Raw genomic sequence first — 13,570 nt, forward strand, 5'->3', positions numbered from 1 at the left:
TCCATCGCCAGTGTCGCCCGCCGGTTCCGCTTCGCTCCACCTGCGGCCAACACTGGCGATGGACGCGTCAATGCACTAACAATCCCAGCGGACCACTCGGTGGGGGCCGGTCACTGTCGAGCAGCACATAATCACAGCCGTTGTCGCGGCCGAGCGCCAGGATCGCGGGCAGTTCCTTGGGGAGACAGCGCTGCGCTTCGGGCGGTAGCGTCATCGTATGGAGGAACCAGCCATATTGCGTTGGCGCGACGCACAGCGGCCGCCTGTGCGGCGGATAGTCTGCCCAAGCGGTGAGCAGCTGCCCGGTCGCGCAGCGAATATGGGCGGTGCTGAGCACAAGATATTGTCCGGTTTCCATGGCGTATTCCTTGAAGGGAGGCTCTGGTCGAGGGCAATTCAACGAACCGATTCCTGCTGTTCGATCCGCGAATTCGGATCCGCGGTGCTCGATGGTCACGCCGCGAGCCGCGTGACACCGGCGTTGAACCGGTCGATCCATTCGCGGAGCGGCGGTCGCTCTTCGATCGGGATCTGCGCCGCGACTGCCTGGAATTCGACGAGGGCGACGGGTGCGCCGTTCACGATCGCGGCAATCTCGCGGGGCGGCAACAGGCCGCGGTCCCGGATGAACTCGGTCATCGTACCGGGCCGCGCACGGGTGGACCGCCGCCACAGGCCTTCGACATTGATCAGGCGGGGGGCCGCGCGCGCTTCCATCAGGACGATCAGGCGCAGACACCAAGCGGGCAAGGTCTGAACCTCGTGCGGCTTCATCGCGGCGCAGAAGAAGCAGCTCGACTTGACGGGAACGGGAAGGCCTTCGGCCTTGATGCGAGCCGCGCATCGATGCCGGTCCCAACCCCAGTCGCGTAAGGGGTAACAATAGTCATAGCGCGGGTCGACATGCCCCTCGCGGTGCGCATACCGGCGGCTGTCCGCCGGCGATGCATCGTAGCCAATGAGCTTGATCACCTTGCCGCCGCGTGCCCACGCCTGCTTCGCGGGATCCCAGCTCTCGACCCATTTATCCTGTGGCTGGATCTTCCATTTCTGACTGCAACTGTGACGCCCGAAGCTGATCGAGGGCAGGGTCGCGTTGGTGAGGCAGTTTTCGAGCAGGGAGAAATAGGGCGGCCAATGCTTGAAGCGCTTCGGGGCATAGCGGACGATCTCGTGCGCTATGCCGCGGGCATCCATCCAGCGCTGAAATATCGGGAGATAGTCATAGGTTTCCGGACGCTCGCTGCCGGTGTCGGCCGTCAGCACGAGGTCCAGGGGTCGGCCGCGCGCGATCCATTCGATGATCATCGCCGTGCTATCGAGTCCCATGCCCCATGCGGCGATGACCGGCGGACGTGGCAGCGCAGGATCGTCCGGAAGACCCGGGTGTGGCCGGACATCAGACGAGAGGCGGGCGAGCGCGGTAGCCATATCAACGGCACCGGCAGCCGAGCGATCGCCGAAAGAAGCGGTGCGAATGTTGCGGGCGTGAAGATGTCATCGGCGAATACCTTCCAACGATCCTCGCCGATGCTTCTCCCTTCCCTCCTCCGTATTGGCCGGTCAGGCGACGAGGGTCGTCAACCTTTCGCCATTGCCGGGCGGTCGCGATGAGACCCTGAAAGGCCGCAGCGTCTCTCCAGTGTTCACGATGAACTGGGCGCGACCGCTGGCGGCGCACCGCCTGACGGCAACGGCATAGCAACGCTCGAAGGAGGCGAGTTCCGCGCGCCGCGGCGACAATCGGATCGATGGTTCAGCGTTCGCCATGACAAAGTCCAGTCGAAGTGGATGAGGAGAGGCCCGCCTTCAGGTGCCGACGCGTTTGATCGTGAGCCGGAAGGCATCACCGTCTTCGAACACGACATGAATATGCGCGGCATCGATCCTGGAGCTGGTCGCGATGCTTGCGATATAAGCCTGCGTGCCAAATGCCTCGGAGACGATGTGCGGCGGGCGCTCGTCCGGACCGCCCCCGGCGTTCTCGCATTTGTCGATATGCGTCTCGATCAGTTCGGAAAGGAACGCGGCCATCGTCGAAAGGCGCGTCCTCGCGGAGCCCGCGTCGCCACTCTCGGGAGGGCCGAGGTCGCGCAAGATGGGCGCAAGAGCATCGTTGATCAGGTTCAGGAGATGCGATCTCCCCTCGGCATCCATTCCGGCGAGTAGCGAGGATGGGATCAAATTGTTGACCGCATGGGTCGCGTTGTCGACGAGATCGTCGAATTCGTCTTCCGCCATGGGAGTGACTCCTCGGGAATTGGGCCGGTCAGGTGACCACGGATCGCCCGCTCGGTTCAAGATTCCGGCATCGTCATGCCACAGTGGTTTCAGGGTCGGCGTCATTGGCCGCCAACGCGACCCGCACATTGCCGTGATAGGCCTCGAGCGTGAGCCGCCGCCCGATCGGGATCATCCATTGAACTTCTTCGGCGAAAACGGCGCGGATGTTCTCGGCGAGCGCTTCATCGGCTCCAAGAAGCAGTTCATTTGCAAATTTGCGGGCATCGCGTTCAAAATCGCGGTGCTGGGTGTGCCAACTATCGCTGCTACAATCCTCGTCGTAGGCAAAGCAGCAATCCTCGATCATCTGCGCAAGCGCCGCCGGCGCGATAGTGGCTCCTTCGCGAACGAAGACATGGGTTTCATCAAGACCGCTTCCGCCATTCGCACAGACCAGCATGTCGACGGGAAAGTTCAACGTCGCGATCGGCTCGTCGGACGCGGCGCAGCGGACGACTGGAACTTCGAGCGTGATCATAGGAACGCGGCCAGACAATGTGTCCGAGCAAATCACATCGCCGTCGGCGTAGTGAATCTGACGCCCGTCAATCTCGGTCGCAAAGGACAGGCCCGTGACGCGGGGAAGGTCATCATACCATTTGTAGCCCGCGAACGCGTCCTCGGCGCGGACGGCACGAAAGCCGAGCCTCTCTTCGGTCAGCAGCGATGCCGCGCATTGCTCGATATCGGCGTCATGATCGGGAATCAGGATCATCGGGACGGCCTCGATGCGGGCGCCCTCGGCGCCGCCACGATCGTCCGCCGTGCGTGGGCACCATTCGGAGAGCCAGGCACTGGCTTCGGGAAGTTCGATGCCGAGATCGGCTGCGCGCTGCCAGTTCTGGAATGAAAGTCGGTGGCTGCTCTCGGTTGCAATGGTTCGATAAATGGTGGCCTGAACGGCTACCCGCAGCGAAGCGAGCGCGGCATTATCGACCATTTCCTTGCGCGCAGGGAGCACGAGCTGCAACGATGGCGCGTCGACGATGTCGATCCGGGCCGTCCAGGGATACGAACCATCGACCTCTTTGACCGACGGCAAGCGGCAGGCGACCTTGACCCCGTGAAAGTTGATCCGCGGTTCAGTCGCGAGATCATAATTCGCGCGGAAGATGCCGATCCGGCAACCGTTCCATTCCTCGACCCGATGGGCCCCTTCGAGGAAATCCTCACGCGGCAGCAGTGCGCCGTGGAAGTGGACAGGCAGGGGGAAATGCTTGGCAGCGGCCTCGATCTGGCCCCGAAGATTGCAGAGCCATTCCTTGGGCATGGCGATGATGATCTCTGTGCCCGCCCGGATGCGACAGTTTTCGACAGCCAGGGGCTGCGCTCCTTCCCAGCCGTCCGCGGGGATGGTCATTGTCCAGCCCTCGTCTGCGACCCGCGAGAAGGACCGCACGGTCACGGTCCTGCCGGCCAGGCTGAACACACCCATGCCGGCCGGGTCCTCGCGCTGCGCGATCTCGTCGCTCCAGCCAGAGCGCCCAAGCGTGACGAAGGAAGCAGGGTCGTCGATACCGCGGCCATCGTCGGCGATGTGAAGGCTCGAGCTGCCCTCGTGGTCGCCCAGATGAACGTCGATCCGTCCGGCGCCCGCGCGGCGGGCATTCTGGAACAGCTCGTTGAGAACGTCGGTGATCGTCCCATTGAACAGGCGCGATACCTTCGTGATGAGTTCATCGCCGACCGATGGCCGAATCTCGCGGGGAAGCGTCATGACAGGATCTCCGGTTGCCGGGCAACATCATTGCTGCCGCACCGCCCCGCTCCCCCTTTCCTCCTAGCCCAGGGGAAGCGGGCGCATGGGCCCGTCATCAGGGGCCCCGCTTATCGGCTTCGGCGAATGGCTCGCTCAGCCTCGGTTTCGACATAGACCTGTTGTGAGCGACCGCGGCGGCGCTTGCGGATGCGGCCATCGACATGGGCCTCGGCCCAGCGCCGCGCCTCGGCGGCGCGCATGCCCATCGCGCATTCGTCGGCTTGCTCGAAGATCGTGTAGGCAAGCGCATATTGCTCGCGCTCGGGAAGAGCGAGCAGGGCCGAAGCGACCGGCAGAAGCCCCTCGTAGAATTCGAGAACATGGCGGCCGCCGCCATGGTGCATCAATATGGCGAGGCGGCCCTTCTTGCCGATGCCGGTCGGCCTTGCGATCATCACATTGTGCGAGGCATAGGTGACGCCGGCGCTGCAGCCGTCGGGTTCCGTCGGATAGTAGACGCGATCATCGCGCGCCGGCAGTGGGTGGGCGATGATATCGTAGCCGTCGAACGTTTCGACCTTTCGTATGTGATTATGTCCGATAACGCTCATTTCAGACCCTTTCTTTTTGGGTGGCTTCAGGACGAGGTTGCAGGTTTCGTGGACTCGGCCGACCGACATCAGGCGGCGCGTAAATTGTCGCCCTGACGCAGACCGAGGTCGAAGGCCGTGAGAATGTCGAGGTTGGCCTCAAGGCGATCGAACGCGGCCGTGAGGTCCGCGATTTGGATCCAGACGCACGCATCGCCTGGGTCATGGTCGAGCTCGAATACGATCGGCACCGAGTCCGCTGTCATCTCGGGGAAGATCGAGCGGATGATCAGCAATTCGATCCTGCGGCTGAGCGCCCCGATGCGCGGCGCGAGGGCCGCACGTTCGACGGGGCTCATCATCAAATAGCGCTCGGGCGCTACGATGGGCGCCATGCGAACACATGCGATCCGCCCCGCAATCTTGGGCGCAGCGGACGCACCGCCGATCATGCGTCGTTCTGCCGCGACGCCGTCGGCGGGGACCAGGACGCGGTAGATATAATGGGGCGGCGTCCCCGCGAGGCGGGAACGGGAGACAATGATTTCCATCGATTTGCTCCTCAGGCAACGAGCCGCAGGGGCGGCGATCCGGGGTTGGGGAGATGGAGGTCGCGGCGGATGCGCGCCGCCAGGCGATCGGGCTCGAGCAGTTCGCCAATGGCGGCCCAATGATTGCGGTCGCCGCAATAGTCTCGTCGACCTGCGACACGGCGAAACATCACCTCGCGGCCGGACCCGATGCCGAGGCCGAGCTGGACATAGATGCCTTCGCCATGAAGGACGATCTCGCCGCTGACCGCGATGCCGCCCTTGTTCGAGCGCAGGTCGTAGCTTCCGTCGGCGAGGCAAAGCGCGTCGGCGAGGCGCTTCAGCGCCTTCCGGCCATCGCTATGGAAGAGCTTCTTGGCCTGCTCGTCATAGCTGACGCCCTTTTGCGCGAGCACCGCGAGGGCGGATTTGCCTCGCATGTCGGCAATCCGGTCCATGCAGGCGCGGCGAAGCAGACTGTCACCCTCGCCCAAGTCTCTCGCGATGGCGCCGAGATGGCGTGCCAGCAAAATCACGGCGGGATCGAGATCGTCGGACTTGCCCGCGTTCCGGCAATCCGTGATCGCGGCGGTCAGCGCGTGGAGACAGGCGGGAAGCGTCGACAGCCCCGAGGGATCGAGCGCTTGCTGAAATCGGAACGCGATATCGTAAGCCATGGGATAGGCTCCTGCCTTCGGGCGCCCCATCGCGCCCGCCCCTGCCCATCCCCCTCTCCTCCGGCTTCAGTCGGCCAGTTGCGGTTCGCAATTATCGATTAGCTCGGCACAGCAATCCTCGATCTGGACGCCCAGCGGGCTCGGGCCGGGATCGAAGATCATCTTGAGGCATGCGCAGATATCGGGCTGGCCCTGTGTCCCGCACATCAGTTCAAAATCGGACTGATCGGCGGTTCCGCTCGTCTGCGCATAGGCGGCAAAGGCCGATTGCCGCATGATTTGCTCGTCCCACACATCGACATAGAGCGTCACGCTCGCGCTGGTGATGCCGGTCACGTCCTCAATCCCGGGCGGACCGATCGCAGCGTTTCGTCCATCATCTCGCGGGTCGAGGTGCCGAGAATCTCCGTGCCGGTGATGACGAAATATCCGCCGCCATGCTGGCCCGGCCTGAACTTGTCGCAGGTAGACGCCCACTCGAAACCGAAGGGAAGCGCGCTTTTGCAGACCTTTTGGATCAGCGATGCGAGCGCCTCAACATCGGCTTCATGTCCGCGAATGAACGCGACGCGGCCCGTATCGTCGCGATTGTCGTCGATCGTGATGTCCGCATCGAATGAGGGAATATCAGGATAGGGCCAGAGTTCGAGGAAGGATGCGAACGGATCTTCTTCGTGATCTTGCTTGGGGAAGAATTTGCTGAAGGCATCGCTGCAGGCGGCGTAGAGCGACGCGAGCGCCGCCATCTCCCCGCTCGGTGTTCCCTCGAAATCGCCGGACAGTTTCTCGGCGACAAGAAAGCATTCCTCGAGCAGCGATGCTTCTTCGGGCGTGACGGGCACATTGAAGGCCGTCTCGACATAGTTGTTGGCCATGTTCGGATTCCTTGGCGTTCGTGCTGGTCGCTCATTTCTGCGATAGGTGGATGTCCAGGGCCTGGCGGAGCAGGTCGTCGCGCGCGCCATTGACGATGATCGCATCGGGATTGGTCGCCAGGACCGCACTGATGATCGTGTCGGCCGGGCGCTTACGCAGCGGGTACTGGAAGATCTGACCACGCTCGATCGTAACGACAAAGGTGCGCATCAGCCGCTTCAATCGGCGGCGTTCGAGTTCGCGGGCAAGGAGATCGCCGACTTCGACCTCGAGGTCATGATCGTAGGTGAACTTGCCGAAGGACTGCTGCGGCCGGTTCGCGACCAGCCATTGGTTGACTTCCATCTCGGTCCAGCGGCCGACCTTATGGAAGAAGTCAGCGCCGCCCGTCCCTTGGTTGCGGGCATGGAAGGCCAGTTCGCCATCGATATAGACGTCGGCCGTGTAGGCGCTGGTTTCCTGCGACAGCGCAGCATTATAGGTGATGCGGCGAAGTTCGATTTTCATGGGTAGTATACCTCCTGAGTTGGACGATCACCCGAGCCCCTCTCCCTCTTCTCCATGCAGCGACCACGATGGCTGCGCTGTCGGTCGCTGTTTGTCGGGAATTTCAGGCCGTGCTGGAGTATCGAGCCTGGGCTCAATTCTATGTGCGGAGAGTCGCTGTTCGATCGTACAGGTCGAGGAGAATTCCCAACCCCGCGGCTTCCGTATAGGTGAGATCGCGATGGCCATCCGCATCGAGGCCGCTTGCCAGCTCGATGACAGGGTGAACCGAGATAATTTGCCCTGAGGGAAGCCGAAACTGGTTCTCGATGCCGGGTGAGGGAGTGGTGCCGTCAGGCACGTCCATCCGACCTTGAATCTGGAAAATGATGTGCATGAGCTTTCTCCGTGAACGAGTAGATTTGGGCAGTCGTCGCCGCCGATCACTGAAAGGACCGCCTAGGCAGCGAGGTCGAGGAGCGGGAGCGCTGTGACGTCGCCTCCGGTCGCCGCCCGGTCTAGGATGGGATAAGGCAGGCTCGGCACCTTGCGCGCGGCGATCCGGACCGCCCTCGTCAAGGGAAAGAGATAGGCGTGGCAGCCAGGATGGCGGCGCCGTGTCAAAAAGCCGGTGTGTTCTAGGCTGGCGAGCCATTCGCCACGGTCCTCACCGAGGCGCGGCGCGCGGGCACCGGCTCGGATCAAATCCTCCATCGCATATCTCTGACCGCATTCGGCATTGCGGATCTTGGATATTGCCCGCGACGATATGGGGCGCCCATCGGGAAGGATGAGGTCAACGCGCGGGCTTGATCGGCCGGTGTAGCGACTTCCCATCACCGCGTAGAGGCCGCCGACATGGCCAGGAAGGAACACGTGTCCGTCTGCATCGACGCGCCTGACCGGGTCGGCATAGGATATGACCGACAGAATCTCGGGTTTCTGGCGGCGGAGCAGCCGGAACGCCCGTGCCGCCAGGAACGATTCCGAATTGGCGCCCTGACTGTCGAGTATGACGAGACGTCCAAGGTCGCACGCCGCGCGCGGATCGCCGAGGCCCGCCGTTTTCGGAGCGCTTGCATTATTGACCGGGTGCGAGAAGACGCAAACGCCCACGAGTTCCGATCGTCCGCCGCGGCCATTGGCGAAGAGGCCGACCGAGAGCCGTGCGACCGGCATCGCCCCCGCATAATGATGTTCCCTGACGAACGGCGCGGCCTCACGCCGGGTATCGATTATATCGACGGACAGGGTTCCGGGGTCGATCTCCCAGTGCCCGGCACCCAGCGGCACCGGCGCTCGCGCCACCGCTGGGTCCGGTCGGTGATCATTCGGGATCGCCCGCGCCGTCGTCGGTGGATTTGACTGCGGCCGTCCGAGAAAGGTCGGGAATGCGCGGGTCGTTGTAGATGCTGTCGAGCGACAGCGAGAGCGCGCGGTGCTGGGCGCCTTCGGGCGTCGAAGCGTCGATCGTGAAGACCTCGGTCGCGAAGCGGTCATCGCCGCTATAGAAATCGACGTCGACGACATAGGTGACGATATCTGCCGGAGCGGTCGGCGACAGTGACTTGTCGAGCAGGTCGATGACGGTGGATCGCAGACCGTCGATATCAGGATCGAAATCTTCCCACGTCACATGGTCGGGGCATTCATCGACGAGATAGTTGGACATGAGATCCTGCATCGTCTCAAGCAGCGTGTGGCGTGCGTCGGCCATGGTTTTCCTCCTTCGGAAAATTGGCCGCCGGACGATCGCGTCCGGCGGCGCAGAATGTCAGTGGACGGCTTCGAGGAGCTTGCGGGCCTTGCTCTCGATATCGAGCCTGCTGTCCTGGTGGGTCTTGGTACGGGCGAAGGCGGTGATGCCCTGCACGAAGTCGTAGATGCTCTCGGGCGGGCGGCCTTCCTCGCCCAGCACCGTCGCGACAATCTTGGCGGACTCGGCCTTCGAGAAGCCCCGCTTGCGCAGAAAGTCCTCGCGATCTTCGTCCTTCCGGGCGACGATGCGTTCACGCGCGGTTTTGACGCCACTGACGAAGCGCATCGGCGAGGAGTCCGCGAAACGCTCGAGCGCCGGCGCGGCTTCGTGCGCGAAGCGGTTGGCAGCGAATTTCGAGTGCCGGATCTTGACCTCCTCGAAATTCTCCACGCCCCAGAGGTTCCGGTTCATGCAGACGGCGCGGAGATAGAAGGTCGCCATGCCGAGCGTCTTCGCGCCGACCTCAGAGTTCCAGGTGTAGAAGCCGCGGAAGTAGAGATCGGGCTCGCCGTTCGGAAGCTTGCCCGCCTCGATCGGGTGCGTGTCATCGACCAGAAAAAGAAAGACATCGCGGTCCGAGGCATAAAGCGTGGTCGTGTCGCGGCTGACATCGACATAGGGATTATAGTACATGTTCGACCAGTCGAGCACGCCCGGAACCTTCCACCGCGTCTGCCCGACGCCGTCGCCGGCGATCTTCATCACCGCGGCGACGAGTTCGTGATCGAATATCCGGCCATAGTCAGGACCGGTGGCAGCGCGTAATTCGTTCCGACCATCGTGGGTCTGGTAGAGTTTGACCTGCTCGGCCCGGTGCGCGACGAGCCCGTGCTGGAGGTTGATCCCCGCGAGCGCCGCAGGCAGTTCGCGCAGATAGGATGCGGGCGCACTGACAAGGCTGCAAAGCTGTCCGAACGACCAGTTGGTCGGGGCAACGGGCCGTTCTTCACCGGGAACGATGAGCGAGAGGCGTTCGGGGCTGTCGCTGCGCGCCTCGACGCGAATCTCCTTGCTATCCACGACGCGCGCCGTGGAGCGGTCGGCGCGGGTACGAACGGCCGCGTAAAGCTCGGTCAGCGAAAGATAGCGCTCATCGTCGGGCCGCGAGAACCATTCAGAAGATACGCGCCCGATATTTCGGCCGCGGGAAATATCGACACGATAGGCGCCGGAAACGGGATGATCGGTCGTGGGTGCAAGCGTGGCCATGGTGGCTCTCCTTGATTGGCTGGGTTACGCAGAAGGCCGATCAGCCTTCGGACGCACTCCGCCCTCACCCCCTTTCCACCTCTGAAGCAGGGAAGCCGACGATCAGTCCAGACGGTCGAGATCGATCCGAATTCAGGATAGAGCGTCATTCGATGCCGGGGCGGTAAAGTGGCCGTTCCCGCTGCCACCGCCAAACGGTCAAGCTGGTCAATCGCTCACGGGGCTGCTTTTGAAGCAATTCTGACCGGTTGCGGTCGTGCAGCTTTTATCTAGCCAGCATCGAGAAGCAGACTTTCCGGGACTGAGCGTTAACTACCCAAGCTACCCGCAAACCGTTCGGCCAGCCGCTCGCGTTTGAAAACATCGGCGACCCAATCGACGAACGCGCGCGTCTTGCCGGGAAGCAGCGTGCGCGACGCATAATAGACCGAGATCGCACCCGCGTCGGCGTACCAGCGTGGGACCAGCCGCACCAGCTTACCACTCTCGAGTTCCGGCAGCACATCGGGCATCGCGAGAAGCGCGACACCGAGCCCGAGCCGCGCGACTTCGCGCATCGCGGCGGGATCGTTGACGACGATATCCTCACGCAATGTCGCCGCGCTCTCGTTCCCGACCGCATCGCGCATCATCCAGTGGCGGATGCGCCCCGACTGGAGCGAGCGCATGACGATGCCTTCAAACTCGACCAGTCCGGCAGGATCGCCCGGCGCGACGCGGCCCGCCATATAGGCGGGCGATGCGACCGCGACGATATGCGCGGGCGCCAGGGCCCGCGCCACGACTCCCGGCGACAGGTCGAAGCCGCCCCCGATCGCCGCATCATAACCCTCGGCAACAATGTCGACCGGCCGATTCTCGAAATGCCATTCGGGCCGGATGCGGGGATAACGCGCGAGGAAGGCGGGCAGCATCGGCAGCAGGTGCATAACGCCAAAGGTCGGCGCCATACTGACCTTCAGCACCCCCGCCGGTTCCCCGCTGTCCGAAGCAATCCCCGCGATCGCCGCCTGGATGTCGTCGAGGCTTCCCGCAATCGCGAGGCGAAAGGCTTCCCCCGCCTCGGTCAGCGTCAACCTGCGCGTCGACCGGTGGAAGAGCCGCACCCCCAGATTGCGTTCGAGCATCGTGACGTTGCGGCTCACCGCCGCCGGGGTCAGCGCCAGCCGGCGCGCCGCTTCGGAAAAGCTGCCCAGCTCGGCGCTGCGCACAAAGGATATAAGATTGGCGAGCGTTTCCATTTTCAATCAATGATTGAATATATAGCAAATCATTACCGACTAATCGAGCCATAAACATTGCGCCATCTTGGTCTCACCCCACAACAAGGAGTGCAGACCATGACCAAAGCTAGCCAGAACCTCACGGGCAAAACCGCCCTTGTCACCGGCGGCTCGCGCTCGATCGGCGCCGCCATCGCGCGCCGCCTCGCCGCCGACGGCGCGGCGGTCGCCATCACCTACAGCGCGTCGCCCGACAGCGCGGCGAGCGTTGTCGCCGAGATCGAAGCCGCGGGCGGGAAGGCCATCGCCATTGCCGCCGATGCGGGCGACCCCGACGCCGTTCGCGCCGCGGTCATCCAGACCGTCGAAGCCTTCGGCGGCATCGATATCCTCGTCAACAATGCCGGCGTCGCGGTCAACGCGCCGATCGAAGAGTTCCGGTTCGAGGATTATGAGCGCATGCTCGCGGTCAACGTCACCGGCGTCTTCGTCGCGACACAGGAAGCCGCGCGGCGCATGAAAGTGGGCGGCCGCATCATCCACATCGGTTCGTCGATGACGCGCTACGCCGCCTTTCCAACCGCGTCGGTCTATACGCTGACCAAGGGCGCGATCACCGGCTTCAACCGCAGCCTCGCGCGCGATCTCGGGCCCAAGGGGATCACGGTCAACACCGTCCACCCCGGCCCGACCGACACCGACATGAACCCCGCCGACGGCCCCGTCGCCGCGATCGTCGGTCCCGGCATGGCAATCGGCCGCTATGGCCAGCCGGCTGAAATCGCCAGCATCGTCGCCTTCCTGGCCAGCGACGAAGCCGCCTTCGTCACCGGCGCCGACATCGTCGCCGACGGCGGCTTGACCGCCTGACCCGACCAGAAAGGACTATCGTCATGCCCAGCATCGGCATCATCGGCGCCGGCAACATCGGCCGCGCCATCGCCACCGCGCTCGCGAACAAGGATATCCCGGCGACGCTCGCCAACCGCCGTGGCCCCGAGAGCCTCGCCGAGGTCGTCGCGGCCATCGGTCCGGCGATCACCGCCGGAACGCGCGAGGAAGCCGCCGCGAAGGATATCGTCTTCGTCGCGGTGAACTGGTCGAAGCTTCCGGCCGCGCTCGCCGACCTGCCCGACTTTGGCGGCCGCATCGTCGTCGACACCAACAACCCGATCGAAGCGCCGCTATTCAAGCCTTTCGACCTTGGAGGGCGTGCGTCATCAGAAGTGTTCGCCGACATGGTGCCGGGCGCCCGGGTGGTGAAGGCATTCAACCACCTTCAGCCGCATCTCGTCTCGCGCGATCCGGCCAGTGAAGGTGGCCATCGCGTGCTCTTCTACTCAGGCGACGATGCCCCGGCCAAGGCCAAGGTCGGCGCGCTGATCGACCGGCTCGGCTTTGCCGGGATCGATCTCGGCTCGCTCGCGACCGGCGGACGCCTCGTCCAGTTCCCGGGCGGACCGCTCCCTGCTCTGAATTTGGTCAAATTCGACTGATCAAACCGATCGGCGGCGGATTGAAGTGCAATCCGCCGCCACTGGCCGGTGCACCGAAGACTTTCTGACGCCTGGCGGCGTCCGAAACTCTCAACGTTTGCGGTCAGGCCGCTTTCGGTCACGAATCTTTGAAAGCGGACGCGGAGAAATGCTGAGCGCAGTGCGGCCACCCCAATGCACCTTACTTGCAGCCGTTTGGCGCGCGCGACCCGAGGTAGGCCCCGATGCAGGCGCATTCGCCTCCCCGCCATTCCGCACAGCCGGTGAAAGGAAGAAAACCCAACGCATCCTTAGTCACAATTTGCACCCACGCGGATTGCTTGGTGCATTTGTTCCTTATTTGTTCTATTGCGACATTTGAATCGGAGACCGAATTCGAGGACGACGCGTGCTCACCATTCCCAGGTTCCTGATTTCTGGATATCCAGATTTCTTGCAATCCACATTTGTGGATTGCAAGAAAGGCCGATTTCTGTATTTCTCCACCAGATGCGCACGGCCCACGGCGGTCCGCAGTGGGGAGGTTCGCCTGATGGTCGACAAGCAGATCGTAGACGATGGTGCCACGGATGGCGAAAACAAATCGCTCAATTTCAAGGTGAGCGCCGACTTCAAGAAGGACTTCAAAGGGTTCGCTGTCGCGCAAGGCATGACGATGACAGACCTTCTCAAGGAAGGCTTCGCGCTAACGAAGAAAAAGCGGCAGAAGTGATGCTGACGGCGCCGTCGCGGCTGACCGGAC

Annotated in this window: 18 protein-coding genes and 1 pseudogene; 4 read left to right on the plus strand and 15 right to left on the minus strand. The window is 63.2% G+C overall.

Features of this window, described 5'->3' with window-relative positions:
• Positions 1 to 79 (plus strand): annotated as a pseudogene (locus FFS18_RS12235) (integrase catalytic subunit); the annotation flags it as partial.
• On the opposite strand, the gene FFS18_RS12240 reads toward FFS18_RS12235, so the two are convergent.
• From FFS18_RS12240 to FFS18_RS12315, 15 genes are all read right to left on the minus strand, one after another.
• Positions 68 to 358 carry a DUF5983 family protein gene (locus FFS18_RS12240; RefSeq protein ID WP_137871057.1) on the minus strand — a complete coding sequence of 97 codons (291 nt, stop codon included), beginning with the start codon at positions 356 to 358 and terminating at the stop codon, positions 68 to 70. The pseudogene FFS18_RS12235 and the gene FFS18_RS12240 overlap by 12 nt on opposite strands.
• Before the next feature lie 95 nt (positions 359 to 453).
• The gene (locus FFS18_RS12245; protein ID WP_232014689.1) at positions 454 to 1,329 is read right to left on the minus strand and encodes a hypothetical protein; all 876 of its coding nucleotides are present in this window, start codon (positions 1,327 to 1,329) and stop codon (positions 454 to 456) included.
• 480 nt (positions 1,330 to 1,809) lie between these two features.
• Entirely contained in the window at positions 1,810 to 2,241 is a 432-nt protein-coding gene (locus FFS18_RS12255; protein ID WP_062900439.1) for a hypothetical protein, read from the minus strand.
• Between the two features lie 73 nt (positions 2,242 to 2,314).
• The gene (locus FFS18_RS12260; protein WP_062900440.1) at positions 2,315 to 4,000 is read right to left on the minus strand and encodes an ATP-binding protein; all 1,686 of its coding nucleotides are present in this window, start codon (positions 3,998 to 4,000) and stop codon (positions 2,315 to 2,317) included.
• A 110-nt stretch (positions 4,001 to 4,110) separates the two neighbouring features.
• Complete coding sequence (locus FFS18_RS12265) at positions 4,111 to 4,662, minus strand: hypothetical protein (RefSeq protein WP_249340390.1); 552 nt, start codon at positions 4,660 to 4,662, stop codon at positions 4,111 to 4,113.
• A complete protein-coding gene (locus FFS18_RS12270) occupies positions 4,662 to 5,123 on the minus strand; it encodes a hypothetical protein (protein ID WP_062900441.1) in 462 nt (153 codons plus the stop codon). Before FFS18_RS12270 ends, FFS18_RS12265 begins: the two co-directional genes overlap by 1 nt.
• Before the next feature lie 11 nt (positions 5,124 to 5,134).
• A complete protein-coding gene (locus tag FFS18_RS12275; RefSeq protein WP_062900442.1) occupies positions 5,135 to 5,779 on the minus strand; it encodes a hypothetical protein in 645 nt (214 codons plus the stop codon).
• 66 nt (positions 5,780 to 5,845) lie between these two features.
• A complete protein-coding gene (locus FFS18_RS12280) occupies positions 5,846 to 6,115 on the minus strand; it encodes a hypothetical protein (RefSeq protein WP_062900443.1) in 270 nt (89 codons plus the stop codon).
• On the minus strand, positions 6,112 to 6,744 hold the full coding sequence (locus FFS18_RS12285; protein ID WP_137868952.1) for a hypothetical protein: 633 nt from the start codon (positions 6,742 to 6,744) through the stop codon (positions 6,112 to 6,114). The genes FFS18_RS12280 and FFS18_RS12285 overlap by 4 nt, the downstream gene beginning before the upstream one ends.
• Positions 6,686 to 7,162: a hypothetical protein gene (locus FFS18_RS12290; RefSeq protein ID WP_062900445.1), complete on the minus strand. Its 477-nt coding sequence runs from the start codon at positions 7,160 to 7,162 to the stop codon at positions 6,686 to 6,688. Before FFS18_RS12290 ends, FFS18_RS12285 begins: the two co-directional genes overlap by 59 nt.
• A 139-nt stretch (positions 7,163 to 7,301) precedes the next feature.
• Positions 7,302 to 7,538: a hypothetical protein gene (locus tag FFS18_RS12295; protein WP_062900446.1), complete on the minus strand. Its 237-nt coding sequence runs from the start codon at positions 7,536 to 7,538 to the stop codon at positions 7,302 to 7,304.
• Positions 7,539 to 7,600: 62 nt separating this feature from the next.
• Positions 7,601 to 8,449 carry a Mom family adenine methylcarbamoylation protein gene (locus tag FFS18_RS12300; RefSeq protein ID WP_232014691.1) on the minus strand — a complete coding sequence of 283 codons (849 nt, stop codon included), beginning with the start codon at positions 8,447 to 8,449 and terminating at the stop codon, positions 7,601 to 7,603.
• Positions 8,450 to 8,468: 19 nt separating this feature from the next.
• Positions 8,469 to 8,858: a hypothetical protein gene (locus FFS18_RS17750; RefSeq protein WP_232014692.1), complete on the minus strand. Its 390-nt coding sequence runs from the start codon at positions 8,856 to 8,858 to the stop codon at positions 8,469 to 8,471.
• Positions 8,859 to 8,915: 57 nt separating this feature from the next.
• Positions 8,916 to 10,109, minus strand: a complete 1,194-nt coding sequence (locus FFS18_RS12310) for a hypothetical protein (protein ID WP_062900447.1) — start codon at positions 10,107 to 10,109, stop codon at positions 8,916 to 8,918.
• A 308-nt stretch (positions 10,110 to 10,417) separates the two neighbouring features.
• A complete protein-coding gene (locus tag FFS18_RS12315; protein WP_062900448.1) occupies positions 10,418 to 11,350 on the minus strand; it encodes a LysR family transcriptional regulator in 933 nt (310 codons plus the stop codon).
• 99 nt (positions 11,351 to 11,449) lie between these two features.
• On the opposite strand from FFS18_RS12315, the gene FFS18_RS12320 reads away from it, so the two are divergent.
• The 3 genes from FFS18_RS12320 (at position 11,450) to FFS18_RS12330 (ending at position 13,540) form a co-directional block, all read left to right on the plus strand.
• The gene (locus FFS18_RS12320; RefSeq protein ID WP_062902942.1) at positions 11,450 to 12,202 is read left to right on the plus strand and encodes a 3-oxoacyl-ACP reductase family protein; all 753 of its coding nucleotides are present in this window, start codon (positions 11,450 to 11,452) and stop codon (positions 12,200 to 12,202) included.
• A 23-nt stretch (positions 12,203 to 12,225) separates the two neighbouring features.
• Positions 12,226 to 12,828: an NADPH-dependent F420 reductase gene (locus FFS18_RS12325; RefSeq protein ID WP_062900449.1), complete on the plus strand. Its 603-nt coding sequence runs from the start codon at positions 12,226 to 12,228 to the stop codon at positions 12,826 to 12,828.
• A gap of 532 nt (positions 12,829 to 13,360) precedes the next feature.
• Positions 13,361 to 13,540, plus strand: a complete 180-nt coding sequence (locus FFS18_RS12330; protein ID WP_062900450.1) for a hypothetical protein — start codon at positions 13,361 to 13,363, stop codon at positions 13,538 to 13,540.
• Positions 13,541 to 13,570 lie beyond the last annotated feature (30 nt).

Source organism: Sphingopyxis sp. 2PD (assembly GCF_005503695.1).
Lineage (GTDB): Bacteria > Pseudomonadota > Alphaproteobacteria > Sphingomonadales > Sphingomonadaceae > Sphingopyxis.

Bases quoted from the DNA above. Each gene is read 5' to 3' on its own strand.
- FFS18_RS12310 (WP_062900447.1), bottom strand. From the start codon at position 10,109: ATGGCCACGCTTGCACCCACGACCGATCATCCCGTTTCCGGCGCCTAT.
- FFS18_RS12285 (WP_137868952.1), bottom strand. From the start codon at position 6,744: ATGGCGCGCGCGACGACCTGCTCCGCCAGGCCCTGGACATCCACCTAT.
- FFS18_RS12270 (WP_062900441.1), bottom strand. From the start codon at position 5,123: ATGGAAATCATTGTCTCCCGTTCCCGCCTCGCGGGGACGCCGCCCCAT.
- FFS18_RS17750 (WP_232014692.1), bottom strand. From the start codon at position 8,858: ATGGCCGACGCACGCCACACGCTGCTTGAGACGATGCAGGATCTCATG.
- FFS18_RS12260 (WP_062900440.1), bottom strand. From the start codon at position 4,000: ATGACGCTTCCCCGCGAGATTCGGCCATCGGTCGGCGATGAACTCATC.
- FFS18_RS12315 (WP_062900448.1), bottom strand. From the start codon at position 11,350: ATGGAAACGCTCGCCAATCTTATATCCTTTGTGCGCAGCGCCGAGCTG.
- FFS18_RS12255 (WP_062900439.1), bottom strand. From the start codon at position 2,241: ATGGCGGAAGACGAATTCGACGATCTCGTCGACAACGCGACCCATGCG.
- FFS18_RS12265 (WP_249340390.1), bottom strand. From the start codon at position 4,662: ATGTCGGTCGGCCGAGTCCACGAAACCTGCAACCTCGTCCTGAAGCCA.
- FFS18_RS12245 (WP_232014689.1), bottom strand. From the start codon at position 1,329: ATGGGACTCGATAGCACGGCGATGATCATCGAATGGATCGCGCGCGGC.
- FFS18_RS12320 (WP_062902942.1), top strand. From the start codon at position 11,450: ATGACCAAAGCTAGCCAGAACCTCACGGGCAAAACCGCCCTTGTCACC.
- FFS18_RS12325 (WP_062900449.1), top strand. From the start codon at position 12,226: ATGCCCAGCATCGGCATCATCGGCGCCGGCAACATCGGCCGCGCCATC.
- FFS18_RS12290 (WP_062900445.1), bottom strand. From the start codon at position 7,162: ATGAAAATCGAACTTCGCCGCATCACCTATAATGCTGCGCTGTCGCAG.
- FFS18_RS12295 (WP_062900446.1), bottom strand. From the start codon at position 7,538: ATGCACATCATTTTCCAGATTCAAGGTCGGATGGACGTGCCTGACGGC.
- FFS18_RS12275 (WP_062900442.1), bottom strand. From the start codon at position 5,779: ATGGCTTACGATATCGCGTTCCGATTTCAGCAAGCGCTCGATCCCTCG.
- FFS18_RS12240 (WP_137871057.1), bottom strand. From the start codon at position 358: ATGGAAACCGGACAATATCTTGTGCTCAGCACCGCCCATATTCGCTGC.
- FFS18_RS12330 (WP_062900450.1), top strand. From the start codon at position 13,361: ATGGTCGACAAGCAGATCGTAGACGATGGTGCCACGGATGGCGAAAAC.